General features: G+C 69.9%; 24 protein-coding genes. 18 read left to right on the top strand and 6 right to left on the bottom strand.

Features of this window, described 5'->3' with window-relative positions; genetic code table 11:
* The first annotated feature begins 1062 nt into the window (after positions 1–1062).
* Positions 1063–2910: a long-chain fatty acid--CoA ligase gene (locus SLV14N_RS22250; protein WP_259670777.1), complete on the top strand. Its 1848-nt coding sequence runs from the start codon at positions 1063–1065 to the stop codon at positions 2908–2910.
* A gap of 318 nt (positions 2911–3228) precedes the next feature.
* On the opposite strand, the gene SLV14N_RS22255 is transcribed toward SLV14N_RS22250, so the two are convergent.
* From SLV14N_RS22255 to SLV14N_RS22265, 3 genes are all read right to left on the bottom strand, one after another.
* Positions 3229–3540: a hypothetical protein gene (locus SLV14N_RS22255; RefSeq protein WP_208683053.1), complete on the bottom strand. Its 312-nt coding sequence runs from the start codon at positions 3538–3540 to the stop codon at positions 3229–3231.
* A 16-nt stretch (positions 3541–3556) separates the two neighbouring features.
* A complete protein-coding gene (locus SLV14N_RS22260) occupies positions 3557–3694 on the bottom strand; it encodes a hypothetical protein (protein ID WP_158686046.1) in 138 nt (45 codons plus the stop codon).
* Positions 3695–4183: 489 nt separating this feature from the next.
* Positions 4184–4387, bottom strand: coding sequence for a cold-shock protein (locus SLV14N_RS22265; protein ID WP_003984261.1), 204 nt, complete (start codon positions 4385–4387; stop codon positions 4184–4186).
* A gap of 249 nt (positions 4388–4636) precedes the next feature.
* Between SLV14N_RS22265 and SLV14N_RS22270 the strand changes: the two genes are divergently transcribed.
* The 5 genes from SLV14N_RS22270 to SLV14N_RS22290 all read left to right on the top strand — a co-directional run bounded on the left by SLV14N_RS22270 (position 4637) and on the right by SLV14N_RS22290 (position 8827).
* On the top strand, positions 4637–5539 hold the full coding sequence (locus SLV14N_RS22270; RefSeq protein WP_263270777.1) for a menaquinone biosynthetic enzyme MqnA/MqnD family protein: 903 nt from the start codon (positions 4637–4639) through the stop codon (positions 5537–5539).
* A 143-nt stretch (positions 5540–5682) separates the two neighbouring features.
* Positions 5683–6117: a hypothetical protein gene (locus tag SLV14N_RS22275; protein ID WP_208683055.1), complete on the top strand. Its 435-nt coding sequence runs from the start codon at positions 5683–5685 to the stop codon at positions 6115–6117.
* A gap of 186 nt (positions 6118–6303) precedes the next feature.
* Complete coding sequence (gene mqnC / locus SLV14N_RS22280) at positions 6304–7503, top strand: cyclic dehypoxanthinyl futalosine synthase (protein ID WP_208683056.1); 1200 nt, start codon at positions 6304–6306, stop codon at positions 7501–7503.
* Positions 7504–7510: 7 nt separating this feature from the next.
* The gene (locus tag SLV14N_RS22285) at positions 7511–8062 is read left to right on the top strand and encodes a hypothetical protein (RefSeq protein ID WP_208683057.1); all 552 of its coding nucleotides are present in this window, start codon (positions 7511–7513) and stop codon (positions 8060–8062) included.
* 63 nt (positions 8063–8125) lie between these two features.
* On the top strand, positions 8126–8827 hold the full coding sequence (locus SLV14N_RS22290) for a demethylmenaquinone methyltransferase (RefSeq protein WP_263270780.1): 702 nt from the start codon (positions 8126–8128) through the stop codon (positions 8825–8827).
* A 92-nt stretch (positions 8828–8919) separates the two neighbouring features.
* Here SLV14N_RS22290 and SLV14N_RS22295 read toward each other — a convergent pair whose 3' ends face one another.
* Positions 8920–9438: a GNAT family N-acetyltransferase gene (locus SLV14N_RS22295; protein WP_208683059.1), complete on the bottom strand. Its 519-nt coding sequence runs from the start codon at positions 9436–9438 to the stop codon at positions 8920–8922.
* On the opposite strand from SLV14N_RS22295, the gene SLV14N_RS22300 reads away from it, so the two are divergent.
* On the top strand, positions 9338–10858 hold the full coding sequence (locus tag SLV14N_RS22300) for a geranylgeranyl reductase family protein (RefSeq protein ID WP_336298238.1): 1521 nt from the start codon (positions 9338–9340) through the stop codon (positions 10856–10858). The genes SLV14N_RS22295 and SLV14N_RS22300 overlap by 101 nt on opposite strands.
* Positions 10859–11030: 172 nt before the next feature.
* Here SLV14N_RS22300 and SLV14N_RS22305 read toward each other — a convergent pair whose 3' ends face one another.
* Both SLV14N_RS22305 and SLV14N_RS22310 read right to left on the bottom strand, forming a co-directional pair.
* Positions 11031–11867, bottom strand: a complete 837-nt coding sequence (locus SLV14N_RS22305) for an ATP nucleotide 3'-pyrophosphokinase (RefSeq protein WP_263270782.1) — start codon at positions 11865–11867, stop codon at positions 11031–11033.
* Between the two features lie 281 nt (positions 11868–12148).
* Positions 12149–12949, bottom strand: a complete 801-nt coding sequence (locus SLV14N_RS22310) for a C40 family peptidase (RefSeq protein ID WP_208688031.1) — start codon at positions 12947–12949, stop codon at positions 12149–12151.
* A gap of 725 nt (positions 12950–13674) precedes the next feature.
* Here SLV14N_RS22310 and SLV14N_RS22315 point away from each other — a divergent pair.
* Genes SLV14N_RS22315 through nuoK form a run of 11 tightly spaced genes read left to right on the top strand, consistent with a single transcriptional unit; the run spans position 13675 to position 24692 of the window.
* A complete protein-coding gene (locus tag SLV14N_RS22315) occupies positions 13675–14034 on the top strand; it encodes an NADH-quinone oxidoreductase subunit A (RefSeq protein WP_030262580.1) in 360 nt (119 codons plus the stop codon).
* A gap of 9 nt (positions 14035–14043) precedes the next feature.
* Positions 14044–14598, top strand: coding sequence for an NADH-quinone oxidoreductase subunit B family protein (locus SLV14N_RS22320; protein WP_018090973.1), 555 nt, complete (start codon positions 14044–14046; stop codon positions 14596–14598).
* Positions 14595–15368: an NADH-quinone oxidoreductase subunit C gene (locus SLV14N_RS22325; protein WP_208683061.1), complete on the top strand. Its 774-nt coding sequence runs from the start codon at positions 14595–14597 to the stop codon at positions 15366–15368. The genes SLV14N_RS22320 and SLV14N_RS22325 overlap by 4 nt, the downstream gene beginning before the upstream one ends.
* Positions 15368–16744 carry an NADH-quinone oxidoreductase subunit D gene (locus SLV14N_RS22330; RefSeq protein WP_263270785.1) on the top strand — a complete coding sequence of 459 codons (1377 nt, stop codon included), beginning with the start codon at positions 15368–15370 and terminating at the stop codon, positions 16742–16744. Before SLV14N_RS22325 ends, SLV14N_RS22330 begins: the two co-directional genes overlap by 1 nt.
* A 35-nt stretch (positions 16745–16779) precedes the next feature.
* Positions 16780–17643 (top strand): NADH-quinone oxidoreductase subunit NuoE, encoded by an 864-nt coding sequence (gene nuoE, locus SLV14N_RS22335; protein WP_208688033.1) that lies wholly within the window; start codon positions 16780–16782, stop codon positions 17641–17643.
* Entirely contained in the window at positions 17643–19025 is a 1383-nt protein-coding gene (gene nuoF, locus SLV14N_RS22340) for an NADH-quinone oxidoreductase subunit NuoF (RefSeq protein ID WP_208683062.1), read from the top strand. Before nuoE ends, nuoF begins: the two co-directional genes overlap by 1 nt.
* Positions 19022–21556 carry an NADH-quinone oxidoreductase subunit G gene (locus tag SLV14N_RS22345; RefSeq protein WP_208683063.1) on the top strand — a complete coding sequence of 845 codons (2535 nt, stop codon included), beginning with the start codon at positions 19022–19024 and terminating at the stop codon, positions 21554–21556. The genes nuoF and SLV14N_RS22345 overlap by 4 nt, the downstream gene beginning before the upstream one ends.
* On the top strand, positions 21553–22944 hold the full coding sequence (nuoH, locus tag SLV14N_RS22350) for an NADH-quinone oxidoreductase subunit NuoH (RefSeq protein ID WP_208683065.1): 1392 nt from the start codon (positions 21553–21555) through the stop codon (positions 22942–22944). The genes SLV14N_RS22345 and nuoH overlap by 4 nt, the downstream gene beginning before the upstream one ends.
* Positions 22937–23527, top strand: coding sequence for an NADH-quinone oxidoreductase subunit NuoI (nuoI, locus tag SLV14N_RS22355; RefSeq protein ID WP_263270787.1), 591 nt, complete (start codon positions 22937–22939; stop codon positions 23525–23527). The genes nuoH and nuoI overlap by 8 nt, the downstream gene beginning before the upstream one ends.
* A complete protein-coding gene (locus SLV14N_RS22360; RefSeq protein WP_263270788.1) occupies positions 23524–24396 on the top strand; it encodes an NADH-quinone oxidoreductase subunit J in 873 nt (290 codons plus the stop codon). The genes nuoI and SLV14N_RS22360 overlap by 4 nt, the downstream gene beginning before the upstream one ends.
* Positions 24393–24692: an NADH-quinone oxidoreductase subunit NuoK gene (nuoK, locus tag SLV14N_RS22365; protein ID WP_018090964.1), complete on the top strand. Its 300-nt coding sequence runs from the start codon at positions 24393–24395 to the stop codon at positions 24690–24692. Before SLV14N_RS22360 ends, nuoK begins: the two co-directional genes overlap by 4 nt.
* The last annotated feature ends 11 nt before the right edge of the window (positions 24693–24703 follow it).

A 24703-nucleotide genomic window follows, 5' to 3' on the forward strand; every position in this document is an offset into this window, starting at 1 on the left:
GAGAGTGTGACCGGTACGTGGAACACGGTCGACGTGGGCACGTCCGCCGTAACCCTGGCCGGAATCGCCGGAACGAAGGTGGCGCGCGGGCATTGGCCAACTGCCGGTCCTCGCGTAAATTTACGCCGAAGTAAGGTTACCGTCGGGTCAGGAGCTGGGTCGAGGATGCGTGATTCCCCCACCGCCGCGAGCGAGCCGTCCGCCGTCGGACGCCGGCACCGTCGCCGTGCCGAGCCAACTCACCCATCCCAAGCCGGTGTTCGGACCCGACGAGGCCGACACCACGATGACGTGCGGTAGTTCGACGCCGCCGAGGGGCGGGCTTCGGGGTCCATCTGCCGCCCGGCGGGGGCTGGGGCCGTGCGGGGTCCGTGTCTGCCGTCCGGCTTTGTGGGGGCTGGCGCCGTGCGGGATCCGTGTCTGCCGTCCGGGTCCGTGGGGGCTGGGGTTTTGCGGGGTGCGTGGTTGCCGCGGGGGTCGGAGGGGACGCACCGGCACCCTCCCCCAGCCTTCGGCCGGGAGGTGCCCCCATCGGCGCGGGCGACGCGGCTGCGTGCGATTGATTGCCCCGGCGTTCGCTCCGGTCCTGCGGGCGGGCCCCGGTACATCCCCTCCAACCGTCCAGCGTTGCCGGCTGCGGCCCGGTGGCACCGTCCGTCACAGCCCCCACCTCGGCCGCGCCCGACCTGCGGGGCCATGGCCAGGTCCCTGCCAAGACCTGCTGCGTACGGCCGTGACGGTGATCGGTACGGCGGGAGAGCCGCGCACGTACGGCGGTCGGAGGGGATGTCCGGTGAGCCGCCCGCAGGACCGGAGCGAACGCCGGGGCTCCCAACCTCCGGGACCAGGGCCGCCCGCGCCGAGGACGGATTACCGGGCGTCCCCTCCGACCCCACCACCCACACCACGTAGGCGAAACGGCCCCAGCCCACGGCAACCCGCACTCCACAGGAAAACGAGGAGCCGCTCGTGTCCCACCAGGAAAGTGCACCCACCGGATCACTCACCGCGCCCACTCCCACCCACACCTCCGCCCCCACTCTCACCGAGCCGCAGAAAACCGTGGTCAACGGCACGGTCCGCGAGGTATACGTCCCCCCGCTGGCCCCGCCCGTACGCAGTGGCTCGCTCGGGGACCTCCCCTTCCGCAACGCCGACGAGGCCCCCGCCGACGTCGTGCTCGCCCGTAAGCAGCCCAGCGGCATCTGGCGTGACGTGACCGCCGCGGAGTTCGCCGCCGAGGTGCGCGCCGTCGCCAAGGGCCTGATCGCCTACGGGCTCCGTCCCGGCGACCGGCTCGCGATCATGGCTCGTACGACCTACGAGTGGACCCTCGTCGACTTCGCCGCCTGGGCGGCCGGTCTGGTCACCGTCCCCCTCTACCCCACGTCCTCCGCCCACCAGGCGCAGTGGATCCTGCACGACTCCGGCGCCCGCGCCTGCGTCGTGGAGGGCGTCGACGAGACCCGCCTCATCAGCGGCCTCCGCGCCGAACTCCCCGCCCTCGACCACCTCTGGCAGTTCAACACCGGCGCCGTCTCCCAACTCGTCTCGGCGGGCCGCGACGTGCCGGACGAGGCGGTGGACCAGTGCCGTGCCGCCACCGGCCCGTACGCCCTCGCGACCCTCATCTACACCTCCGGTACCACCGGCCGCCCCAAGGGCTGTGCGCTCACCCACGCCAACTTCTTCGCCGAGGCCGACAACGCCGTCGAGCTGCTGCACCCGGTCTTCAAATCGGTCAGCGAGGAGCCCGCCGCCACCCTCCTCTTCCTCCCGCTCTCCCATGTCTTCGGCCGTATGGTCGCCGTCGGCTGTCTGCGCGCCCGCGTCCGCCTCGGCCATGCCCCCAGCATCCGGACCGACGACCTGCTCGCCGACCTGGCCGGCTTCCGTCCGACGTTCCTGCTGGCCATTCCGTACGTCCTGGAGAAGGTCTTCAACACCGGACGGGCCACCGCGGAGAAGATGGGCCGGGCGGCCTCCTTCGACCGCGCGGTCCGTATCGCCCGCTCCTATGGCGAGGCCGTCGAGGCCAAGGAACACGGGACGGGTCCGGGCCCCGGCGTGGCCCTCAAGGGCGCCCGCAAGCTCTACGACCCCCTCGTCTACCGCCGTATCCGCGCCGCCCTCGGCGGCAAGGTCCGCCACGTACTCTGCGGCGGTTCACCCCTCGGCCGCCGCCTCGCGGCCTTCTACACCGGTGCCGGTATCGAGATCTTCGAGGGCTACGGCCTGACGGAGACGACCGCGGCCACCACCGTCACCCCGCCCCTCCGGCCCCGTATCGGCACGGTCGGCTGGCCCCTCCCCGGTACCGCCGTACGCATCGCCGACGACGGCGAGATCCTGATCCACGGCGACCATGTCTTCTCCGGCTACTGGGACGCGGCCCTCGGCGCGGCCCGCCCCGTCACCGACCAGGGCTGGTTCGCGACCGGCGACCTAGGAGCCCTCGACCCGGACGGCTACCTCACCATCACCGGCCGCAAGAAGGAGATCATCGTGACCACGGGCGGCAAGAACGTCGCCCCGGCCCCTCTGGAGGACCGTCTCCGCTCGCACCCCCTCGTGGGCCAGTGCATGGTCATCGGCGACAACCGCCCCTACATCACCGCCCTGCTCACCCTGGAGCCGGACGGTCTCGCGCACTGGCGCCAGATGCACAAGAAGCAGGACCTGCCGCCCGAGCGGCTGGTCCGCGACGCGCGCCTGCTGGCCGACCTCCAGCGCGCCGTCGACGACGCCAACGAGCTGGTCTCCCGCGCCGAATCCATCCGCCGCTTCGCCGTCCTACCGGTGGACTTCACCGAGGAAACCGGGCATCTCACCCCGTCCCTGAAACTCCGCCGTGCCGCGGTCGCCCGAGATTTCGCCAAGGAGATAGCGGGCCTCTACGAAAGCAGATGACCCCCGGTCTGGAGCAAAAGCCTTTGACGCGTCAAACTGGAACCCCGTGTCACCTCTGTGGGGGAGGTGGCACGGGGGCTGACGTGCAATGCCGCGACGCCACATCTGGCTGACTTCGCACCGGCCTGCTGCCCGGTCGTACGCTCCGGCCTGCTTCCGGAGCCGAGTGGCGCCGGAAGCGGGGGACGGCGGGCCACACGCTCCAAGAGACCGTCAAGGGCGACTGCTGCGCGGCGAGTTGTACGAAGGGGACTGAGGGGGGCCGGGCGCGCGGACCGACAGCGTCTTCGTCCCGCCCCCCCCGCGATGCGGGGCTTCTCACCGCGGTGGCAGGGCCACCGCCGTCTGCATGTCGCAGGTGTTGCACCAGAACGCCCAGCCGTTGGCGTCAACGGACCGTGAACCGCAGGCGAGACACGGGTCGCCCACGAAACTCGCGGCGACCCAGGAGCCCGCCGTTGCCGCGCGCCGGCCGGCGGCCGCACATTCATCGGCGTAGCAGGGGATGCACAACCCGCCCTGCCGGCCGGGCAGTTTCATCGACCGTATCCCGCAGGTCGAGCACGGCAGCTTGCCGACGTACTGCTCGTCCAGGCCGACCGGCTTACCGTTCCTACTGGAGGCCGCCATGTTGCCTCTGCCTCCTCTATGCCAGGACGGTTCCGGTGCCGCCACAACCGGAGCACTGTGTGGTGACGCGCTCGCCGGTCGGCGTCTCCCAGTCCACGGTGCCTCTGCCGGCGCAGTCGGGGCAGGGCTTCTGCGGGGGCAAGTGCTCGCTCATTCTGCCCACGGTATGCCGGGTCATGTTCCGATGTGACCACTTTCCGTGATCGCTTCGGTACACAGTCGCGCGGGGCGTCAGTCGCACCCGGGGGCCTGCGGCGGGCGGCTCGCTCGCCCTCGGGATGGCCGGCCGCGTGCCGTTTCCGGCGGCGGCCGGGGAGGGGGCGGTTCTGGCCGTTCCGAGTGGGGTCTTTCGGCTGACCGGGGCAGTAAGTCTGCCCGGATTTTCCTTGCACCGACGGGTCGCCTCGGCCGGCGTCGAGGTGTCCCGTGGATCGGGCCGCCATTGGCGGAGGGAATTCCCTATTGCGTGTGGCATTCGGGTGTGTCATGTGCCGGACGGCGAGAATTCATGTGGCCGCCATTCGTGGCGGTGCCGGGTGCCGGCGGACAAAAGGCAGGAGCCCCGCTCGCCACCGAAGTGGCGGAGCGAGGCTCCTTGGGTACTGCTTAGGGGCGACCTGGAAGGAATTCCGGGCCGGGCAACTTAGACCGGCGTAACGTTCTCCGCCTGCGGACCCTTCGGGCCCTGCGTGACGTCGAAGTTCACCTGCTGGTTCTCCTCCAGGGAGCGGAAGCCAGAGGCGTTGATCGCCGAGTAGTGGACGAAGACATCCGGGCCGCCGCCGTCCTGGGCGATGAAGCCGAAGCCCTTTTCAGCGTTGAACCACTTGACGGTTCCGGTAGCCATAAGCCCTCCTTGGGCCAAAGGGTTGCCCTGCTCCAGAACCTGCAAAGAAGTCTGAAACTACAAGAGCCTGCGGGGTCACATGCTCCGCAGGCTCTGTACTGCAAGGGAAACCAAACTGCAACTTGCGCTGAGCGTAGCATGTGCTGCTCCTGAGGCGGAAGAGCCAAAGATCACGTTTAACCGACCGCACTAACGTCCATACGGCGACCCGCTGCGCTGCCCCAAGGGAGACAGGTCTAGCCTCCGCATGTGGACAATTCAACCTTCGGAGACGCACCCGCGGGAGCCGACGCCGGCCGCCGTCGCAGCCGGCCGCGAGTGGGCCACATCCAGTTCCTGAACTGCCTGCCCCTTTACTGGGGCCTTGCCCGTACGGGCACCCTGCTCGATCTGGATCTCAGCAAGGACACGCCGGAGAAGCTCAGCGAGCAGCTGGTCCGCGGGGAACTCGACATCGCGCCGATCACGCTCGTGGAATTCCTGCGGGCCGCCGACGACCTCGTCGCGTTCCCCGACCTCGCCGTCGGCTGTGACGGCCCGGTCATGTCCTGCGTGATCGTCTCGCAGAAGCCGCTGGACCAGCTGGACGGGGCCCGGGTCGCGCTCGGTTCGACCTCGCGGACGTCCGTACGGCTGGCCCAGCTGCTGCTGGCCGAGAAGATCGGGGTGCGGCCCGAGTACTACAGCTGCCCGCCGGACCTCGGCCTGATGATGCAGGAGGCGGACGCGGCGGTGCTGATCGGCGATGCCGCGCTGCGCGCCAATCTGCACGACGGGCCCCAGCTGGGCCTGGAGGTGCACGACCTCGGCCAGATGTGGAAGGAGTGGACGGGCCTGCCGTTCGTCTTCGCCGTCTGGGCGACCCGGCGCGAGTACCTGGAGCGCGAGCCGGTCGTGGTGCAGAAGGTGCACGAGGCGTTTCTCGCCTCGCGTGATCTGTCGCTGGAGGAGGTCGCCAAGGTCGCCGAGCAGGCCGCCCGCTGGGAGACCTTCGACGAGCCGGTGCTGGAGCGGTACTTCACCACGCTGGACTTCCGCTTCGGACCCGAGCAGCTGAGAGGCGTCACGGAGTTCGCCCGGCGGGTCGGGCCGACGACCGGCTTCCCGGCGGATGTGACGGTGCAGCTGCTGGAGGCGGCGGCCGCCCGGTAGCGAGCGGCCGCGCGGCCCGGTTCACCGGCCGGTGCCGGGCGGCGCGGGGGCAGCGGTGGACAGCGCACGGGGGCGCGTTCGGGCAGGATGGGGGCGATCTTGCGAGCGCGCAAGGATCTTGGATACGTGCAACAGGGGGACCCATGAGAACACGTACGCGTGCCCTCGCCGCCCTGGCAGGCGCCGTTGCGGTGCTTGTCTCGGTGTCGTCCGGACCGGCCGGTGCGGCGGGCGTCAACACCGCCCAGTGCGCCACGCCGGGCGGCGGTGCGGGCGGCACGCTGAACTGGGGGTACACCGGCAAGACCAAGCTGGGCCTGGTGGGGCTCAGCGCGCACGATCTGGCGGCGGACGGCGCCTGGGTGCGGGTGCGCCTCGACATCGTCACCGGCTCCGGAAAGCGGGTCACCTACTCCTGGCGTGCGAACCACGGCGGAGCCGGCACGATCAAGCGGTGGAAGACGTACGCCTCGGAGAGCGCGGGCATCGTCAGCGCCCGGGTCGAGGCCCAGAAGGTCAGGGGCAGCAGCCCGGTCTCCTCCTGTTACAGCAGGAAGGCGTACAACCCGTACTACTGATGAGGGCGGTGGAGGGGTGCGTCCCGCACTTCTGAACCTCTGACGCTGTCGGGCGACGGCCTCCCCCCCCCCGGGTGACGGCGGGAGGCCGCCGCTCGGGCCCCGGTCCGGCCGCGAGCGAGGCTGTCGTACCCCTGACGTACGCTGGTTCAGTTCGTGATGCCCGCCTGCGAAAGGGACGCCCCGGTGACCGAGAACGCCGACCTCCAGTCCGTACTCGACCGCGCCGCGCAGGGCGGCCGCATCACGCCGGAGGAAGCGCTCGACCTGTACCGCTCCGCTCCGCTGCACGCGCTGGGCAAGGCCGCCGACGCCGTGCGCCGCCGTCGCTACGCCGGTACCGAGCACATCGCGACGTACATCATCGAACGCAACATCAACTACACCAATGTGTGCGTGACGGCCTGCAGGTTCTGTGCCTTCTACGCCGCGCCCAAGGACACCGCCAAGGGCTGGACCCGCGACCTCGACGACATCCTGCGCCGCTGCGCGGAGACCGTCGAACTGGGCGGCACCCAGATCATGTTCCAGGGCGGCCACCACCCCGACTACGGCGTCGAGTACTACGAGCATCACTTCTCCGCCATCAAGAAGGCCTTCCCCCAGCTGGTCATCCACTCCCTCGGCGCCTCCGAGGTCGAGCACATGGCCCGGATCTCCAAGGTGTCCGTCGAGGAGGCGATCCAGCGCATCCACGCCGCCGGCCTCGACTCCTTCGCGGGCGCCGGTGCCGAGCTGCTGCCGGCGCGCCCCCGCAAGGCCATCGCTCCGCTGAAGGAGTCCGGTGAGCGCTGGCTGGAGATCATGGAGGCGGCCCACGAGCTGGGTGTGGAGTCGACCTCCACGATGCTGATGGGCACCGGCGAGACCAACGCCGAGCGGATCGAGCACATCCGCATGATCCGCGACGTCCAGGACCGTACGGGCGGCTTCCGCGCCTTCATCCCGTACACCTACCAGCCGGAGAACAACCACCTGAAGGGCCAGACGCAGGCCACCCTGTTCGAGTACCTGCGCATGATCGCGATCGGCCGGATCTTCCTGGACAACGTCGCGCACATCCAGGGCTCGTGGCTGACCACCGGCAAGGAGATCGGCCAGCTGTCGCTGCACTACGGCGCGGACGACCTCGGCTCGATCATGCTGGAGGAGAACGTGGTCTCCTCGGCGGGTGCCAAGCACCGCTCCAACCGCACGGAGATCATCGACCTGATCCGCAAGGCGGACCGGGTCCCGGCGCAGCGCGCGACCACCTATGAGCACCTGGTCGTCCACGACGACCCGGCCAACGACCCGGTCGACGACAAGGTCGTCTCGCATCTGTCGTCCACGGCGATCGAGGGCGGCACGGCGCATCCGGAACTGAAGCTGGTCGAGGCCAACTGAGCCGCGGATGCTGACACTTCACCGCGTCCGCGGTGTCCGGCTCAGCCATGACGGGGAGCCGGCTCCCGGGCATGCGGTCGTCGTCGACGGCGCCCGGATCGCCGCCATCGGCCCGTACGAGGAGCTGTGGGCGGTCTACGGCGACCGGGCGAGAGTCCGGGAGTGGGACGGTGTGCTGACGCCTGGCCGGTACGAACCGGAGGGCGCCGCGCTGTTGGAGGCCGCCTACCACCCCGACCCGCGTGAGGCCGATGAGCTCGGCAGCGAGCCGATCACGGGCGAGGCGCTCGCCGCCCTCGGCATGACCGAGACCCGCTGGGGCGCCGGCGCCCGCCGTGGCCTGCAGCGCCTGCTGGCCACCGGGACGACGGCGCTGACCGGGCCGTTCACCCGGCCCGCGGTCCGTACGGCCGTCCAGCGGTCCGGGCTCGCGGAGCCGCCCGGCGGCCGCCCCCGTGAGCTGGCCGTCGGCGGCGCGGCCGATTTCGCGGTCTTCGCCGAGGACGGCAGCTGCCTGGCCACCGTCCTGGCCGGCCGGCTGGTGTACCGCCGCCGCTGACGGCGGGCGTGCCGGGCCGTGCCCGGTGCGTCGTCCGGCGCCGGCACGGTGGACAATGGCCGGGTGACCCGAGCATCCCTGGACAAGCAGCCGCACGAAGTCGCCGCGATGTTCGACGACGTGGCGGCGCGGTACGACCTCACCAACGACGTGCTCTCCCTGGGGCAGGCGCGGCTGTGGCGCAAGGAGGTGGAGCGTGCGGTGGCCGCACGGCCCGCCGAGCGGGTGCTCGACCTCGCGGCCGGTACCGGCACCTCCTCGCTGCCGTTCGCCAGGGCCGGTGCGTACGTGGTGCCGTGCGACTTCTCCGTCGGCATGCTGGGGGAGGGCAAGAAGCGGCATCCGTGGCTGCCGTTCACGGCCGGTGACGGCACCCGGCTGCCGTTCGCGGACGAGGTCTTCGACGCCGTCACCATCTCCTTCGGGCTGCGCAACATCCAGGACACCGATGCCGCGCTGGCGGAGCTGTACCGGGTCACCAAGCCCGGTGGCCGGGTCGTGATCTGTGAGTTCAGCGAGCCGACCTGGGCGCCGTTCCGGACCGTCTACACCGAGTATTTGATGCGGGCGCTGCCGCCGGTCGCCCGCGCGGTCAGCAGCAACCCGGACGCCTATGTCTATCTCGCCGAGTCCATCCGCACCTGGCCCAACCAGCCCGAACTCGCCGCCCGACTGCAGGGCGTGGGCTGGAGCGAGGTGGCCTGGCGCAATCTGACCGGTGGCGTGGTGGCGCTGCACCGGGGGCGCAGGCCGGCCGGGGGCTGACGCCGGCGGATCCGGCGTCGTCGATGGCCGCCGGGCCGCCCGAAGGGCGCTGCGGGAGGAATCCGCAGCGCCCTTTCCGTGCGCGGCAGGCGTCACAGATCCAGCCGGTGGCAGTACGCCTTCCGCTGCCCCTCAGGGGTGATCACCGTCTCCGCCCGCCGCATCCCCAGCCGCTGGGTGACCGCGATCGACCGCTCGTTCGCGGCGGCCACCATCGCCACCACGTGCCGGACCCCGGCCGCCCGTACGGATTCCAGTGCCGCCTGCGCCGCAGCGGTGGCATAGCCCTTGCCCCAGTAGGCGCGGCCGAGCCGCCAGCCGATCTCGATCTCCCCGGCCGGTCCCCAGTCGTGCGGCCAGGGCTGGGCTCCGGTGAAGCCGATGACCGCGCCGTCCGCCGGGTCCACCAGGGTGAACAGGCAGAAGCCCAGCTCCGCGTGGTGCCGGCGCTGACGGGCGGTGAGTTCGTCGTACTCCGAGAGTTCGGCGGGGGCGCCGCCATGGAATTCCATGACATCCGGGTGGTTGAAGGCCCGGTGCCAGTGCAGCGCGTCCTCCTCGGTGGGCACGCGCAGTTCGACTGCGGGGAGCGGTGTGTGCACAGACTTCATCGGGACAACCCTTCAGGTTCTGATCACCAAGGCCCCCATAGACTGCACATGCCCAGTGCCGGTCGGCACCCAGATATCCAGATATCGACTTCCGGGAGACAGCGCCGTGACCGAGTCCGCGTCCGTGACCGATTCCGTGACCCCCGCCCGATCGGAGCACAGCGCGGATGTGATCGTCGTCGGTGCCGGTCCCGCCGGCTCCGCCACCGCCTATCACCTCGCCAAGTCCGGTCTGGACGTGCTCCTTCTGGAGAAGACCGCGTTCCCGCGCGAGAAGGTCTGCGGCGACGGGCTGACCCCGCGCGCCACCAAGCAGCTGGTCGCGATGGGCATCGACATCTCCGAGGAAGCGGGCTGGCTGCGCAACAAGGGCCTGCGGATCATCGGCGGCGGCTCCCGGCTCCAGCTGGATTGGCCGGAACTGGCCTCGTACCCGGACTACGGACTGGTCCGTAAGCGCGATGACTTCGACGAGCAGCTGGCCCGGCAGGCGCAGAAAGCCGGGGCGCGGCTCCACGAGCGCTGCAATGTGGGCGCGCCGATCGTCAACGAGCTGACCGGCCACATCACCGGCGTCCACGCCAAGCTCGGCGAGGAGAAGACCCCGGTCACCTTCCACGCCCCGCTCGTCGTCGCCGCCGACGGCAACTCCACCCGGCTCTCGCTGGCCATGGGCCTGCACCGGCGCGAGGACCGCCCCATGGGCGTGGCCGTCCGTACGTACTTCACCTCGCCCCGCCATGACGACGACTACCTGGAGTCCTGGCTGGAGCTGTGGGACCGCCGCGGCGCCCAGGACCGGCTGCTGCCCGGCTACGGCTGGATCTTCGGTATGGGCGACGGGACGAGCAATGTCGGCCTCGGCATCCTCAACTCCAGCTCGGCCTTCAAGGAGCTGGACTGGCGCGAGATCCTCAAGGCGTGGTGCGCCTCGATGCCCGCCGACTGGGGCTACACACCCGAGAACATGACCGGCCCGATCCGTGGCGCCGCGCTGCCCATGGCCTTCAACCGCCAGCCGCACTACACCAAGGGCCTGCTGCTGGTCGGTGACGCGGGCGGGCTGGTCAACCCGTTCAACGGCGAGGGCATCGCCTACGCCATGGAGTCCGGTGCGATCGCCGCCGAGGTCATCGTGCAGGCGCACGCCCGCGCCACGTACGCGCAGCGCGAACTGGCCCTGCAGCGCTACCCGAAGATCCTCAAGGACACCTACGGCGGCTACTACTCCCTGGGCCGCGCCTTTGTGAAGCTCATCGGCAACCCCAAGGTCATGAAGATCGCCACCCAGCGCGGTCTGACCCACCCGCTGCTGATGCGCTTCACCCTCAAGATGCTCGCCAACCTCACCGACCCCACGGGCGGCGACGCGATGGACCGCATCATCAACGGGCTGAGCAAGGTCGCCCCGAAGGCGTGACGCAGCGGGCCGGCCCCGGACGGGATGTCTGGGGCCGGCCCCGTTCGTGCCTCAGGCGCCGCTGCCCGGCCGCCGCTGCCCGGCCGACGCGGGCGGCCGCCCCGGGAAACGTCTCGGCCCGCCGCCGTCTCCCGCCGCCGTCTCCCTGCAGGGCGCCCGGTGACCTGCCCGGTCAGCCGACGGGGGCGGGGGCCGGTGCGGGGAGCCGGCGCGCCGGGTCCGGGGACGGCAGCCGGCGGGCGGGGGCGGTCAGCCGCTCGGCGCCCGGCGGGACCGGCACCGCCGCGAAGATCGCGTCCTGCTGCTCCTGGAGCTCCCGCACCCTCTCGGGCGGCGTGCCGGGCAGCCGCTGCTCCTCGTACAGCTTGTGTGTCTCCAGCTGCGCCGCCTTGCTCTCGGGGGTGTGGAACTGGACCTCGAAGAGCTGGCCGGAGCGGGGCGCGCGCCAGGCGGAGTTGATCGCCTTGTAGCCGGTGGGCCGGTTCCAGGTGTTGGCCCAGCGGGTGGAGTCGTTGCCCCACGCGGACAGCAACCCGGCCGCGGTGCGGGCGCCCCGGCTGTACGTGCCGGCCGGCCACTGGAGGGTGAAGCGGACCGCGTCATTGATCTTGCGGAGCGATGCGTCCACGGTCTGCCCCGGTGACTCCAGCATCCAGGTGGCGACCTTGCGCTTGAGCGAGTCCGGCGACTTCAGCCGCTGGTCGAAGCCGACCAGTTCGGCATGGCTGATCCTGGCGGCCGCCCGGACCCCGGGGCTGATGGCGCGCTCGGCCCGCCGGGCGCGGGCGACGAAGCCGTTCACCTTCTTGTTCTCGGCGGCCGTCAGATGCAGCCCGTTCTGATGCCAGCCACCGTCGGGGCCGGGCGCCGCGGGCCGGACGGAGAGCGGTGCGGCGGACGGGGCCGAGGCGGTCGCGGTGTGGACGGCGCCCAGGCCGAGCGCGGTGGCCAGGGCGGCGGCCGTCGCGGCCCGGCTGACGAGGCGGTGAGCGGTGCGATGGGTGTTCATCGAAGCGCGGTTCCCTCTCTCTACGGATGCCGCACGGCGCATAAGCGGTATGTGCGGCATATGGCGAGAGGTGCAACGGCGCGTACCGCCCATCGGTAGCTCGACGGGCGGCCTCCGGCCCGTACCTGGCTTGATCGTGGCGCTGAGCGGCGCGAATCATCCGTCGGACGAGGGGAGGCGGGGACGCCCCGGACGGCCCGGAGGCACCGCACACGAAAAGGACCGTCCCTCCCGAGCGGCGAGAGGGGCGGTCCTTTTGCGGTGTCGAGGGTGCGGTGGTCCTAGAGGACGCGCACGGCGCCGGTCGGCATGTCGTAGTCGAGCGGGCGCTCGACGATGCCGGTGCTCGAGTTCTGGGCGCCGATGAACTTGCCGTCGCCGATGTAGACGCCGACGTGGTAGGCGCTGCCCGCGCTGCCCCAGTACAGGATGTCGCCGACCTGGAGGTTGTCCAGGCCGACCTGGGTGCCCTGGGTGGACTGGTCCTGCGAGACCCGCGGCAGGTCGATGCCGATCTGGTTGAACGCGGCCTGCGTCAGACCGGAGCAGTCGTACGACGAGGGGCCGGAGGAACCCAGCACGTAGGCCTTGCCGAGCTGCGCCTTGAGGAAGGAGACGAGCGTGGCGGTGCTGCCGGTGGCGGTGGACGACGACGGGGCGGAAAGGGTCGAACGCTCGGAGGAGCGCGAGGCACGGGCCTCGGCGGCCTCCTTGGCCTTACGGGCTTCCTCGGCCTTCTTCTTCGCCTCGGCCTTGGCCTTCTTCACGGCCTCGGCCTTGTGCTTCTCCGCGGCCTTGGCGGCGCGCGAGAAGGCGCTGTCCTGGAGCGCCTGACGCTCGTAGTTGAACGCGACCTGCTCGGCCGTGTCGGCGCTCCGGGCGGCGCTGGTCGCCAGCGCCGTCGTGATCGTCGGCATCTCCTGGGTTTCGGAGACGGGCTTTTCCGCGGCGTTGGCCGGCACGGTCGCGCCGGTCACCGCGAGGGTGAGGAAGCCACCGGTCACGCCCGCGCGCAGCGCCCGCGAGGACGCGGAAGGACGGCGGGGCTTCCGGTGGCTGGGTATGAGTGCGTTCGGGGACATGGCAATAACGGCTATCAGGAGCCGCCGGTTGCTGCCAAGAAAGGTGCAGTGCGCCACACTTGACGCGTACGCGACGAACAAACCGGACTTTTGTCCGCCCATCGCGTCGGCGGCGGGATGTCCGAATTTCGCGATCATGTTCCTACGCATGGCATTTGCTGCTCCATGCGGGCCCGGCGGGCGCCTACCACTTCCTCATCCGCCACGCCAAGGCTTCCCGGGCGTCAAGCACTTAGTGATGGAAATAGCGTGGGATAGGTCACTCTTGAGTGTCCGTTATGTTCCCGTGACCTGACGTCGGGCGGTCGCTCGTGAACGGAAGCACGTACCGACGATCACGACCGGGTCACGAGAGGGGCGCGTCCATGCGGTCTGCTGCATATAGCAGTTGGCCGTGCCCAGCACCAATTTGCCTGTAGCGGTAGCCACTTGATATTGGCCATCGCGCGCTGACCAGCGGTAACACACGCGAATGTCACCTCTCGTGATCGCTCGCGTGCTTCGCGTATGAAGATCACCGCTCATCCGACTTCATGATCCTTCGCCGGGTGGTGGAGATCACAAAGGCGTTGGTCACCCCCGTGTCGCAGATCACAGACCAGCGGGCATAAGATGCAGGCGCTCGGGCTTGTGAACTGCCTCACATAGGCACGATCTCCATGGGGCAGCCGGAGGGCCCGGGTGGACCGCCATCCAGTCATCGTCGACTGAAGGGAGCGAGGACGGTGAACGCTTACGCGCCCATCCTCGTACTGGGAGCCCTCGGGGCAGGCTTTGCGATCTTCTCCGTCGTGATGGCCACCCTCGTCGGGCCCAGGCGCTACAACCGGGCCAAGCTCGAGGCCTACGAGTGCGGAATCGAGCCGACGCCACAACCGTCCGGTGGCGGTCGCTTCCCGATCAAGTACTACCTGACGGCGATGCTCTTCATCGTCTTCGACATCGAGATCGTCTTCCTCTATCCCTGGGCCGTCACCTTCGACGCCCTGGGGCTTTTCGGGCTCGTCGAGATGCTCCTCTTCGCGCTCACCGTCTTCGTCGCCTACGCCTATGTCTGGCGTCGTGGCGGCCTGGAATGGGACTAGGGGTCACACATGGGACTTGAAGAGAAGCTGCCGAGCGGCTTTTTGCTGACCACTGTCGAGCAGGCCGCCGGCTGGGTGCGCAAATCCTCGGTCTTCCCCGCGACCTTCGGACTGGCCTGCTGCGCCATCGAGATGATGACCACCGGCGCCGGGCGCTACGACCTCGCCCGCTTCGGCATGGAGGTCTTCCGCGGGTCGCCGCGACAGGCGGATCTGATGATCGTGGCCGGCCGGGTGAGTCAGAAGATGGCGCCCGTGCTGCGGCAGGTCTACGACCAGATGCCGAACCCGAAGTGGGTGATTTCCATGGGGGTTTGCGCCTCGTCAGGCGGAATGTTCAATAACTACGCGATTGTGCAGGGCGTTGACCACATTGTTCCCGTTGACATCTATTTGCCGGGTTGCCCGCCGCGTCCCGAGATGCTGATGGACGCCATTCTCAAGCTCCACCAGAAGATCCAGAACACCAAGCTCGGGGTCAATCAGGAGCAGGCCGCCCGCGAGGCGGAGGAAGCGGCGCTCAAGGCGCTGCCGCTGATCGAGATGAAGGGGCTGCTGCGGTGAGTGAGCAGAAGAACCCCGAGCGTCCCGAGCCGAACGGCCAGAACGGCCAGGAGGAAGCCGTTCCCGCGCAGCGCGAGGACACCGGAGAGGCGATCGCCACCCGCCGTGGCATGTTCGGCGCCAACAACGGCGGCGACACCAGCGGCTACGGCGGCCTCGTCCGCACCGTCCGGCTGCCCGGCGCGACCCCGCGGCCGTACGGCGGACCGCGTGGCACGGAGGACGGTTACGGCGAGTTCGACGAGATCGCCGACGAGCTGGAGGGCGCCCTGGACGAACAGGGGCTGGTCCCCGAGAACGTCATCGAGAAGACCGTCGTGGACCGCGACGAGCTGACCTTCCACATCGAGCGCAGCTACCTGCCGGCCGTCGCCAGGATCCTGCGCGACGACCCGGCGCTGCGCTTCGAGCTGTGCACGGGGGTGAGCGGGGTGCACTTCCCCGGCGACCGGGGCCGCGAGCTGCACGCCGTCTACCACCTGCGCTCGATCACCCACAACCGGCTGATCCGGGTGGAGGTCTCCGCCCCGGACGCCGACCCGCATGTGCCCTCGCTGGTGGACGTCTATCCGACCAACGACTGGCACGAGCGGGAGACCTACGACTTCTTCGGAATCGTTTTCGACGGCCACCCGGCGCTGACCCGGATCATGATGCCGGACGACTGGCAGGGCTTCCCGCAGCGCAAGGACTACCCGCTCGGCGGCATCCCCGTCGAGTACAAGGGCGCCCAGATTCCGGCTCCCGACCAGCGGAGGTCGTACAGCTGATGACTACTGCACCGCACTCCCACTCCTCGTCCGGCCACCGCACGTCGAGCGACTTCGACACCCGGGAGTCGCTGGCCCGCGAGACCACCGAGGGCACCGTCTACAACGTGTCCGGTGGCGACTGGGACGAGATCGCCGCGGCCGCCGTGAAGGCCGACGACGAGCGGATCATCGTCAACATGGGTCCGCAGCACCCGTCCACCCACGGGGTGCTCCGGCTGATCCTGGAGATCGACGGCGAGACCGTCACCGAGGCCCGCTGCGGGATCGGCTATCTGCACACCGGCATCGAGAAGAACCTCGAATACCGGACCTGGACGCAGGGCACCACCTTCGTGACGCGGATGGACTACCTGACGCCGTTCTTCAACGAGACGGCCTACTGCCTGGCCGTGGAGAAGCTGCTCGGCATCACCGACCAGATCCCCGACCGGGCCACGGTCATCCGTGTGCTCCTGATGGAGCTCAACCGGATGTCCTCCCACCTCGTGGCCATCGCCACCGGCGGGATGGAACTGGGCGCCACCACGATCATGATCTACGGCTTCCGCGACCGTGAGCTCATCCTCGACCTCTACGAGCTGATCACCGGCCTGCGGATGAACCACGCCTACATCCGGCCCGGCGGCCTCGCCCAGGACCTGCCTCCGGGCGCGGTCGACCAGGTGCGTGAGTTCGTCAAGAAGATGCGCAAGAACATCGGCGAGTACGACAAGCTCGCGACCGGCAACCCGGTCTTCAAGGCCCGGATGGAAGGCATCGGCTATCTCGACCTGGCCGGCTGTATGGCCACCGGTGCCACCGGGCCCATCGTGCGCGCCGCCGGACTGCCGCACGATCTGCGCAAGACACAGCCGTACTGCGGCTACGAGGACTACGACTTCGAGGTGCCGACCGCCGACACCTGCGACTCCTACGGCCGGTTCCTGATCCGGCTGGAGGAGATGCGCCAGTCGCTGCGGATCGTCGAGCAGTGCCTGGACCGGCTGGAGCCCGGCCCGGTGATGGTCGCCGACAAGAAGATCGCCTGGCCCGCCCAACTGGCCCTCGGCCCGGACGGTCTGGGCAACTCCCTCGACCACATCAAGAAGATCATGGGCACCTCGATGGAGGCCCTGATCCACCACTTCAAGCTGGTGACCGAGGGCTTCCGGGTCCCGCCGGGACAGGCCTACGCGGCCGTCGAGTCACCCAAGGGCGAACTGGGTGTGCATGTGGTCAGCGACGGCGGCACCCGCCCCTACCGGGTGCACTTCCGCGACCCGTCCTTCACCAATCTGCAGGCCATGGCGGCGATGTGCGAAGGCGGCCAGGTCGCCGACGTCATCGTCGCCGTCGCGTCCATCGACCCCGTGATGGGAGGCGTCGACCGGTGAACGCCACTCCGGCAAACCAGGACGTGCAGCTGGGAATGCCCGCACTCCCCGCCCCCGACTACCCGGCGGACGTACGGGCCCGGCTCGAAGCGGACGCCAAGGAGGTGATCGCCCGCTACCCCGGCGCGCGCTCGGCGCTGCTGCCGCTGCTGCATCTCGTACAGGCCGAGGAAGGGCATGTCACCCGCACCGGCATCCGCTTCTGCGCCGAGATGCTCGACCTCACCACCGCCGAGGTCACCGCCGTCTCGACCTTCTACTCCATGTACCGCCGCAAGCGGAGCGGCGACTACCAGGTCGGGGTCTGCACCAACACGCTCTGCGCGGTGATGGGCGGCGACGCCATCTTCGAGGAGCTCAAGGAGCACCTCGGCGTCGGCAACGGCGAGACCACCGAGGACGGCGCGGTCACCCTCGAACACATCGAGTGCAACGCGGCCTGCGACTTCGCCCCGGTCGTGATGGTCAACTGGGAGTTCTTCGACAACCAGACGCCGGAGACCGCCCGGCGGCTGGTCGACGACCTGCGGGCCGGCCGGGCCGTCGAGCCCACCCGCGGTGCGCCGCTGTGCACGTTCAAGGAGACGGCCCGGATGCTCGCCGGCTTCCCGGACGAGCGGCCGGGCGCCGTCGAGGCCACCGGCGGCGCCGGTCCCGCCTCGCTGATCGGGCTGCGGCTGGCCAGGGGTGAGGCCCTCCCCGGCCGCGGCGCCGACCACGTCATCGCGCCGCGCTCCACCACCGACGGCACCCCCGACGGAACCGGTGGCGAACCCCCGTCCGGCCACCCCGCCGACGAGGCGCCCTCGGGCCACCCCAGCTCCCACGACGCACCGCAGCAGACGTCGGCCTCGGACGACCAGCACCCGGCCGGCCCCACAGCAGAGGAGGGGGAGTGATGACAGTGGCAGCCGAACACGGGGGTGCCTCCCGGCCGGAGGCCGGCGGGGAGACCAACCCCGAGAAGCTTCTGACGCCCGTCCTGTCCGCCTTCTGGGACCAGCCCGCGTCCTGGACGCTGGAAACCTACCGCCGGCACGAGGGCTACGAGGGCCTGCGCAAGGCGCTGGCGATGCCCCCGGACGAGGTCATCGCCTACGTCAAGGACTCCGGGCTGCGCGGCCGCGGCGGCGCGGGCTTCCCGACCGGGATGAAGTGGCAGTTCATCCCGCAGGGCGACGGCAAACCCCACTACCTCGTGGTCAACGCCGACGAGTCGGAGCCCGGCACCTGCAAGGACATCCCGCTCCTCTTCGCGAACCCGCACTCCCTCATCGAGGGCATCGTGATCGCCTGCCATGCGATCCGGTCGAACCACGCCTTCATCTATCTGCGCGGCGAGGTCGTGCCCGTCCTGCGGCGGCTGCAGGAGGCCGTGCGCGAGGCCTATGCGGCGGGCTTCCTCGGGAAGAACATCCTGGGCTCCGGGCTCGACCTGGACGTGATCGTGCACGCGGGTGCGGGCGCGTACATCTGCGGTGAGGAGACCGCGCTGCTCGACTCGCTGGAGGGCCGCCGCGGACAGCCCCGGCTGCGTCCCCCCTTCCCGGCGGTGGCGGGCCTGTACGCCTGCCCCACTGTCGTGAACAACGTCGAATCCATCGCGTCGGTTCCCGCGATCATGAACCGGGGCAAGGACTGGTTCCGGTCGATGGGCAGCGAGAAGTCCCCGGGCTTCACGCTCTACTCGCTCAGCGGCCATGTCACCAACCCCGGCCAGTACGAGGCCCCGTTGGGCATCACCCTGCGCCAGCTGCTGGAGATGAGCGGCGGTATCCGCCGCGGCCACCGGCTGAAGTTCTGGACGCCGGGCGGCTCCTCGACGCCGATGTTCACCGACGAGCACCTCGACGTCCCCCTCGACTACGAGGGCGTCGGCGCGGCCGGCTCGATGCTCGGCACCAAGGCGCTCCAGTGCTTCGACGAGACCACCTGTGTGGTCCGGGCGGTCACCCGCTGGACCGAGTTCTATGCGCACGAGTCCTGCGGCAAGTGCACGCCCTGCCGTGAAGGGACCTACTGGCTGGTGCAGTTGCTGCGCGACATCGAGGCCGGCAAGGGGCAGATGGGCGACCTCGACAAGATCGACGACATCGCCGACAACATCAACGGCAAGTCCTTCTGCGCCCTCGGCGACGGCGCCGCCTCGCCGATCTTCTCCTCGCTCAAGTACTTCCGCGAGGAGTACGAGCAGCACATCACCGGCAAGGGCTGCCCCTTCGACCCGGCCAAGTCGACCCTGTGGGCCGACAACGACGCTCACCTGGGGGTGAATGCATGACCGTCACGACCAATGCTCCCTCGGGAGGCGGCGAGGCGGCGATCCCGCCGGAGGACCTCGTCACCCTGACGATCGACGGCATCGAGATCTCCGTCCCCAAGGGGACGCTGGTCATCCGTGCCGCCGAACTCCTCGGCATCGAGATCCCGCGCTTCTGCGACCACCCGCTGCTGGACCCGGCGGGCGCCTGCCGGCAGTGCATCGTGGAGGTCGAGGGCCAGCGCAAGCCGATGGCCTCCTGCACCATCACCTGCACCGACGGCATGGTCGTCAAGTCGCAGCTGACCTCCCCGGTGGCCGAGAAGGCCCAGCGCGGGGTGATGGAGCTGCTGCTGATCAACCACCCGCTGGACTGCCCGGTCTGCGACAAGGGCGGTGAGTGCCCGCTGCAGAACCAGGCGATGCAGGTCGGCGACACCGACACCCGCTTCGAGGGCAGGAAGCGCACCTTCGAGAAGCCGGTGCCGATCTCCACCCAGGTGCTGCTGGACCGTGAGCGGTGTGTGCTGTGCGCGCGCTGCACCCGCTTCAGCAACCAGATCGCCGGCGACCCGATGATCGAGCTCCTTGAGCGCGGCGCCCTCCAGCAGGTCGGGACCGGAGAGGGCGACCCCTTCCAGTCGTACTTCTCCGGCAACACCATCCAGATCTGCCCGGTCGGCGCGCTCACCTCCGCCGCGTACCGCTTCCGCTCCCGCCCCTTCGACCTGGTCTCCTCGCCGTCGGTGTGCGAGCACTGCGCGGGCGGCTGCGCGACCCGTACGGACCACCGGCGCGGCAAGGTGCTGCGGCGGCTGGCTGCCGACGACCCCGAGGTCAACGAGGAGTGGATCTGCGACAAGGGGCGGTTCGCCTTCCGGTACGCGCAGCAGCGCGACCGGCTGGAGCATCCCCTGGTGCGCAACCCGGAGTCCGGCGAACTGGAGCCGGCGAGCTGGCCCGCGGCCCTGGAGGCGGCGGCCCGCGGACTGGCCGCGGCCAAGGGGCGTACCGGCGTCCTGACCGGCGGCCGGCTGACCGTCGAGGACGCCTACGCCTACGCCAAGTTCGCCCGGATCGCGCTGGGCACCAACGACATCGATTTCCGGGCCCGGGTGCACAGCGCAGAGGAGGCCGACTTCCTGGCGTCCCGGGTCGCCGGCCGCGGCCGTGATCTTGGGGGCACCTCCCGGACGGAGTCTGGGGGAGGCCAGGGAGTCACGTACACCGCGCTGGAGAAGGCACCGGCCGTCCTGCTGGCCGGTATCGAGGCCGAGGAGGAGGCCCCGGGCGTCTTCCTGCGGCTGCGCAAGGCGCACCGCAGGAGCGGACAGCGCACCTACGGGCTGGCCGGTTACGCCTCGCGCGGGCTGATCAAGGCCGGTGGCACGCTGCTGCCGTCCGCGCCCGGTACCGAGACCGAATGGCTGGACGCGCTCGCGGGCGGTGTCGGCCTGGAGGGCGAGGGCCGTTCCGCGGCCGAGGCGCTGCGGGCCGACGGTTCGGTGATCGTCGTCGGTGAGCGGCTGGCGGCGGTGCCCGGCGCGCTGACCGCCGCGATCCGCCTGGCGTCGGCCACCGGGGCCCGTCTGGTGTGGATCCCCCGTCGGGCGGGCGAGCGCGGCGCCGTCGAGGCGGGCGCCCTGCCCGGTCTGCTGCCGGGCGGCCGGCCGGCCACCGATCCGCGGGCCCGCGACGAGGTCGCCGCCGCCTGGGGCGTGGCCGCACTGCCGCACCGGCACGGCCGGGACACCGGCCAGATCATCGAGGCCGCGGCGACCGGCGAACTCAGTGCGCTCCTCGTGGCGGGCGTCGAGGTCGCGGACCTGCCGGACCCGGCCCGCGCGCTGGCAGCGCTGGACGAGGTCGGCTTCCTGGTCAGCCTGGAGCTGCGGCCCTCGCAGGTCACCGACCGGGCGGATGTGGTCTTCCCGGTGGCGGCCGTGGTGGAGAAGCCCGGCACCTTCCTCAACTGGGAAGGCAGGGCGCGGCTGTTCGAGGCCGCACTCAAACCGGACCAGATGACCCACCGCCATCTGCTGCCGGACTCCCGGGTGCTGCACATGCTCGCCGACGCCCTCGACGTCCATCTGGCGCTGCCGGACATCCGGGCCGTACGCCGTGAACTGGACCGGCTCGGCGGCTGGGACGGCCCGTACGCGGGCGAGCCCGTGGAGACCGGGCGTCCGCTGCCCCGCCCCGACAGCGGGGAGGCCGTCCTCGCCGGTCACCGGCTCCTGCTGGACCAGGGGCGGCTCCAGGAAGGCGACAAGGCGCTGGCCGGTACCCGGCACGCCGCGGTCGCCCGGCTGTCGGAGATCACCGCGCAGGAGACCGGGGTCAAGGACGGGGATCTGCTGGCCGTCACCGGGCCGGCCGGCTCGGTCCGGCTGCCGCTCCAGGTCACGCCGATGCCCGACCGGGTGGTGTGGCTGCCGCTCAACTCCACGGGCGGTGGCGTCGCCGCCGATACCGGGGCCCGCCCCGGTGACCTGGTGAAGATCTCCGCCGCCCCGGGCACGCCGGAGCCGGCCGAGGAGGTGGAGGCATGATGCAGCAGCTCGATCAACTCGCTGCCGCCGGCAGCGTGCTGGCCCAGGAAGACCTGTCGATGTTCGGCCGCGACCCGTGGTGGCTGGTCGTCATCAAGGCGGTCTTCTGCTTCGCGTTCCTGATGCTGACGGTGCTGTTCTCGATCGTCTGGGAACGCAAGGTCGTCGCCTGGATGCAGCTGCGCATCGGCCCCAACCGGCACGGGCCCTGGGGGATGCTGCAGTCCCTCGCCGACGGCATCAAGCTGATGCTGAAGGAGGACCTGGTCGTCAAGCGGGCCGACAAGGTGGTCTACCTCCTGGCGCCGGTCGTGGCGGCCATCCCGGCCTTCATGGCGATCGCGGTGATCCCCTTCGGGCCCGCGGGCAACGAGATCTCGATCTTCGGTGTCCGCACCCCGATGCAGCTGACGGACCTGCCGATCGGCGTCCTCTACATCCTGGCCACGGCCTCGGTCGGCATCTACGGCATCGTGCTGGCGGGCTGGTCCTCCGGCTCGACCTATCCGCTGCTCGGCGGACTGCGCTCGTGCGCGCAGATGATCTCGTACGAGATCGCGATGGGGATGTCGTTCGCGGCGGTGTTCCTCTACTCCGGGTCGATGTCGACGTCGACCATCGTGGAGTCGCAGCAGAACAGGTGGTACATCCTGCTGCTGCCGGTGTCCTTCATCATCTACATCGTCGCGATGGTGGGCGAGACCAACCGCGCGCCGTTCGACATGCCGGAGTCCGAGGGCGACCTCGTCGGCGGCTTCAACACCGAGTACTCGTCCATCAAGTTCGCGATGTTCATGCTCGCCGAGTACATCAACATGGTGACCGTCTCGGCCGTCGCGATCACGCTCTTCCTGGGCGGCTGGAAAGCCCCCTGGCCGATCTCCACGTTCTGGGAAGGCGCCAACCACGGCTGGTGGCCGCTGCTCTGGTTCACGATCAAGGTGCAGCTGCTGCTGTTCTTCTTCATCTGGCTGCGCGGCACCCTTCCCCGGGTGCGCTACGACCAGTTCATGAAGCTGGGCTGGAAGGTCCTCATCCCGGTCTCGCTGGTCTGGCTGATGCTGGTCGCCTCCGTCCGGGCGCTGAAGAACGAGGGCTACAACTTCTCCCAGATCGTGCTGTACGTGGCCGGCAGCGCCGTCGCGCTGCTGCTGATCTCCCTCGTCGTGGACTTCTTCCGGCGTGGTGAGAAGGAGGAGGAGACGGACGGCGACGGTGCCTTCGACCCGATGGCGGGCGGATTCCCCGTACCGCCGCTGCCCGGACAGACCGTGCCGCCCGTGCCGCGCCGCAGGCCGCGACGGGAGCGGGAGCTGATTGTCAGTGGCGGGGCGGACACTGTCAGTGACGGAATCGGAAACGACGGAAAGGGGGGCGACGGTGCCTGAGTTCCAGAACCCCGTGGCCGGCTTCGGCGTGACCTTCAAGGCCATGTTCAAGAAGCGGCTGACCGAGCAGTATCCGGAGGAGAAGAAGCCGACGGCGCCGCGTTTCCACGGCCGGCACCAGCTCAACCGCCATCCGGACGGGCTGGAGAAGTGCATCGGCTGCGAGCTGTGCGCCTGGGCCTGCCCGGCGGACGCGATCTATGTCGAGGGCGCGGACAACACCGATGAGGAGCGCTACTCCCCGGGTGAGCGCTACGGCCGCGTCTACCAGATCAACTATCTGCGCTGCATCCTGTGCGGTCTGTGCGTGGAGGCCTGCCCGACCCGCGCGCTGACCATGACCAATGAGTACGAACTCGCCGACCGGTCCCGCGAATCGCTCATCTACACCAAGGAAGAGCTGCTCGCGGGCCTGGAGGAGACCATGGTCGATTCCCCGCATGCGATCTACCCCGGCATGACGGAGAAGGACTACTACCAGGGTCTGGTGACCGAGGCCGCGCCGGGGACCGTCCGTCAGGCCGCGACCTCCAAGGGCGAGAAGGCCGACGACGGCCCGCAGGAGAAGGAGGCGAACGCATGACCGGCCTCGCCGCCGCGGCCTCCATGACCTCCACGGGGGAGGCCGTGCAGTTCTGGATGCTGGGCAGCGTCGCCGTCATCGGCGCGCTGTGCACGATCCTGATGAAGCGCGCCGTGCACAGCGCCCTCTCGCTCGCCGGGACCATGATCGTCCTTGCGGTCTTCTACCTGGCCAACGGCGCGTACTTCCTCGGCGTCGTCCAGATCGTCGTCTACACGGGCGCGATCATGATGCTGTTCCTGTTCGTCGTCATGCTGGTCGGTGTCACCGCCGCGGACTCCCTCAAGGAGACCCTCAAGGGCCAGCGCTGGCTCGCCGCCGGGGTGGGCCTCGGCTTCGGCATCCTGCTGATCGCCGGTATCGGCAACGCCTCGCTCAAGGAGTTCAACGGCCTGGGCGAGGCCAACGCCGGCGGCAATGTGCAGGGCCTGGCGGCGCTCATCTTCACCAAGTACGTCTTCGCCTTCGAAGCCACCGGCGCACTGCTGATCACGGCGGCCGTCGGCGCGATGGTGCTCACCCACCGGGAGCGCACGGAGCGCGCCAAGACGCAGCGTGAGCAGTCCGAGGCCCGGATCCGCGAGGGCAAGCAGGTACCGCCGCTGCCCGCCCCCGGTGTCTACGCCCGGCACAACGCCGTCGACATTCCGGGTCTGCTGCCCGACGGCACCGTCTCCCAGCTCAGCGTCAATCCGACGCTGCGGGAACGGGGCCAGATCCGCGATGTCTCCGGTGCCTCACTCGCCGAGCTGAAGGCACTGGAGCGGCGCTCCGAGGACTGGCTGGGCCGGGGCTCCGAGGACGAGCCCGGCCCGCCGTCGTCCGGTGGCGCGACACCGAAGGAGCACAAGGAGGGGGCCAAGAAATGAACCCGGTCTACTACCTCTATCTCGCCGCCCTGTTGTTCACCATCGGCGCGGCCGGAGTGCTGATCAGGCGGAACGCCATCGTGGTGTTCATGTGCATCGAGCTGATGCTCAACGCCTGCAATCTCGCCTTCGTCACCTTCTCGCGGATGCACGGGAATCTGGACGGCCAGATCATCGCCTTCTTCACGATGGTCGTCGCCGCGGCCGAGGTCGTGGTCGGTCTGGCCATCATCGTGTCGATCTTCCGCACCCGTCATACGGCCTCGGTCGACGACGCCAGCCTGATGAAGCTGTAAGGGGTCGCACA

The sequence above is a fragment of the Streptomyces sp. Je 1-4 4N24 genome, assembly GCF_026239515.1.
Classification (GTDB): Bacteria; Actinomycetota; Actinomycetes; order Streptomycetales; family Streptomycetaceae; genus Streptomyces; species Streptomyces nigrescens.

Excerpts from the sequence above, each read along its gene's own strand:
- nuoF (WP_208683062.1), top strand. The coding sequence starts at position 17,643 with ATGACAGTGGCAGCCGAACACGGGGGTGCCTCCCGGCCGGAGGCCGGC.
- nuoE (WP_208688033.1), top strand. The coding sequence starts at position 16,780 with ATGCCCGCACTCCCCGCCCCCGACTACCCGGCGGACGTACGGGCCCGG.
- SLV14N_RS22295 (WP_208683059.1), bottom strand. The coding sequence starts at position 9,438 with ATGAAGTCTGTGCACACACCGCTCCCCGCAGTCGAACTGCGCGTGCCC.
- SLV14N_RS22305 (WP_263270782.1), bottom strand. The coding sequence starts at position 11,867 with ATGAACACCCATCGCACCGCTCACCGCCTCGTCAGCCGGGCCGCGACG.
- SLV14N_RS22285 (WP_208683057.1), top strand. The coding sequence starts at position 7,511 with ATGCTGACACTTCACCGCGTCCGCGGTGTCCGGCTCAGCCATGACGGG.
- SLV14N_RS22345 (WP_208683063.1), top strand. The coding sequence starts at position 19,022 with ATGACCGTCACGACCAATGCTCCCTCGGGAGGCGGCGAGGCGGCGATC.
- SLV14N_RS22320 (WP_018090973.1), top strand. The coding sequence starts at position 14,044 with ATGGGACTTGAAGAGAAGCTGCCGAGCGGCTTTTTGCTGACCACTGTC.
- SLV14N_RS22255 (WP_208683053.1), bottom strand. The coding sequence starts at position 3,540 with ATGGCGGCCTCCAGTAGGAACGGTAAGCCGGTCGGCCTGGACGAGCAG.
- SLV14N_RS22300 (WP_336298238.1), top strand. The coding sequence starts at position 9,338 with ATGACATCCGGGTGGTTGAAGGCCCGGTGCCAGTGCAGCGCGTCCTCC.
- SLV14N_RS22260 (WP_158686046.1), bottom strand. The coding sequence starts at position 3,694 with ATGAGCGAGCACTTGCCCCCGCAGAAGCCCTGCCCCGACTGCGCCGGC.
- SLV14N_RS22265 (WP_003984261.1), bottom strand. The coding sequence starts at position 4,387 with ATGGCTACCGGAACCGTCAAGTGGTTCAACGCTGAAAAGGGCTTCGGC.
- SLV14N_RS22310 (WP_208688031.1), bottom strand. The coding sequence starts at position 12,949 with ATGTCCCCGAACGCACTCATACCCAGCCACCGGAAGCCCCGCCGTCCT.
- nuoH (WP_208683065.1), top strand. The coding sequence starts at position 21,553 with ATGATGCAGCAGCTCGATCAACTCGCTGCCGCCGGCAGCGTGCTGGCC.
- SLV14N_RS22360 (WP_263270788.1), top strand. The coding sequence starts at position 23,524 with ATGACCGGCCTCGCCGCCGCGGCCTCCATGACCTCCACGGGGGAGGCC.
- nuoK (WP_018090964.1), top strand. The coding sequence starts at position 24,393 with ATGAACCCGGTCTACTACCTCTATCTCGCCGCCCTGTTGTTCACCATC.
- SLV14N_RS22330 (WP_263270785.1), top strand. The coding sequence starts at position 15,368 with ATGACTACTGCACCGCACTCCCACTCCTCGTCCGGCCACCGCACGTCG.
- SLV14N_RS22275 (WP_208683055.1), top strand. The coding sequence starts at position 5,683 with ATGAGAACACGTACGCGTGCCCTCGCCGCCCTGGCAGGCGCCGTTGCG.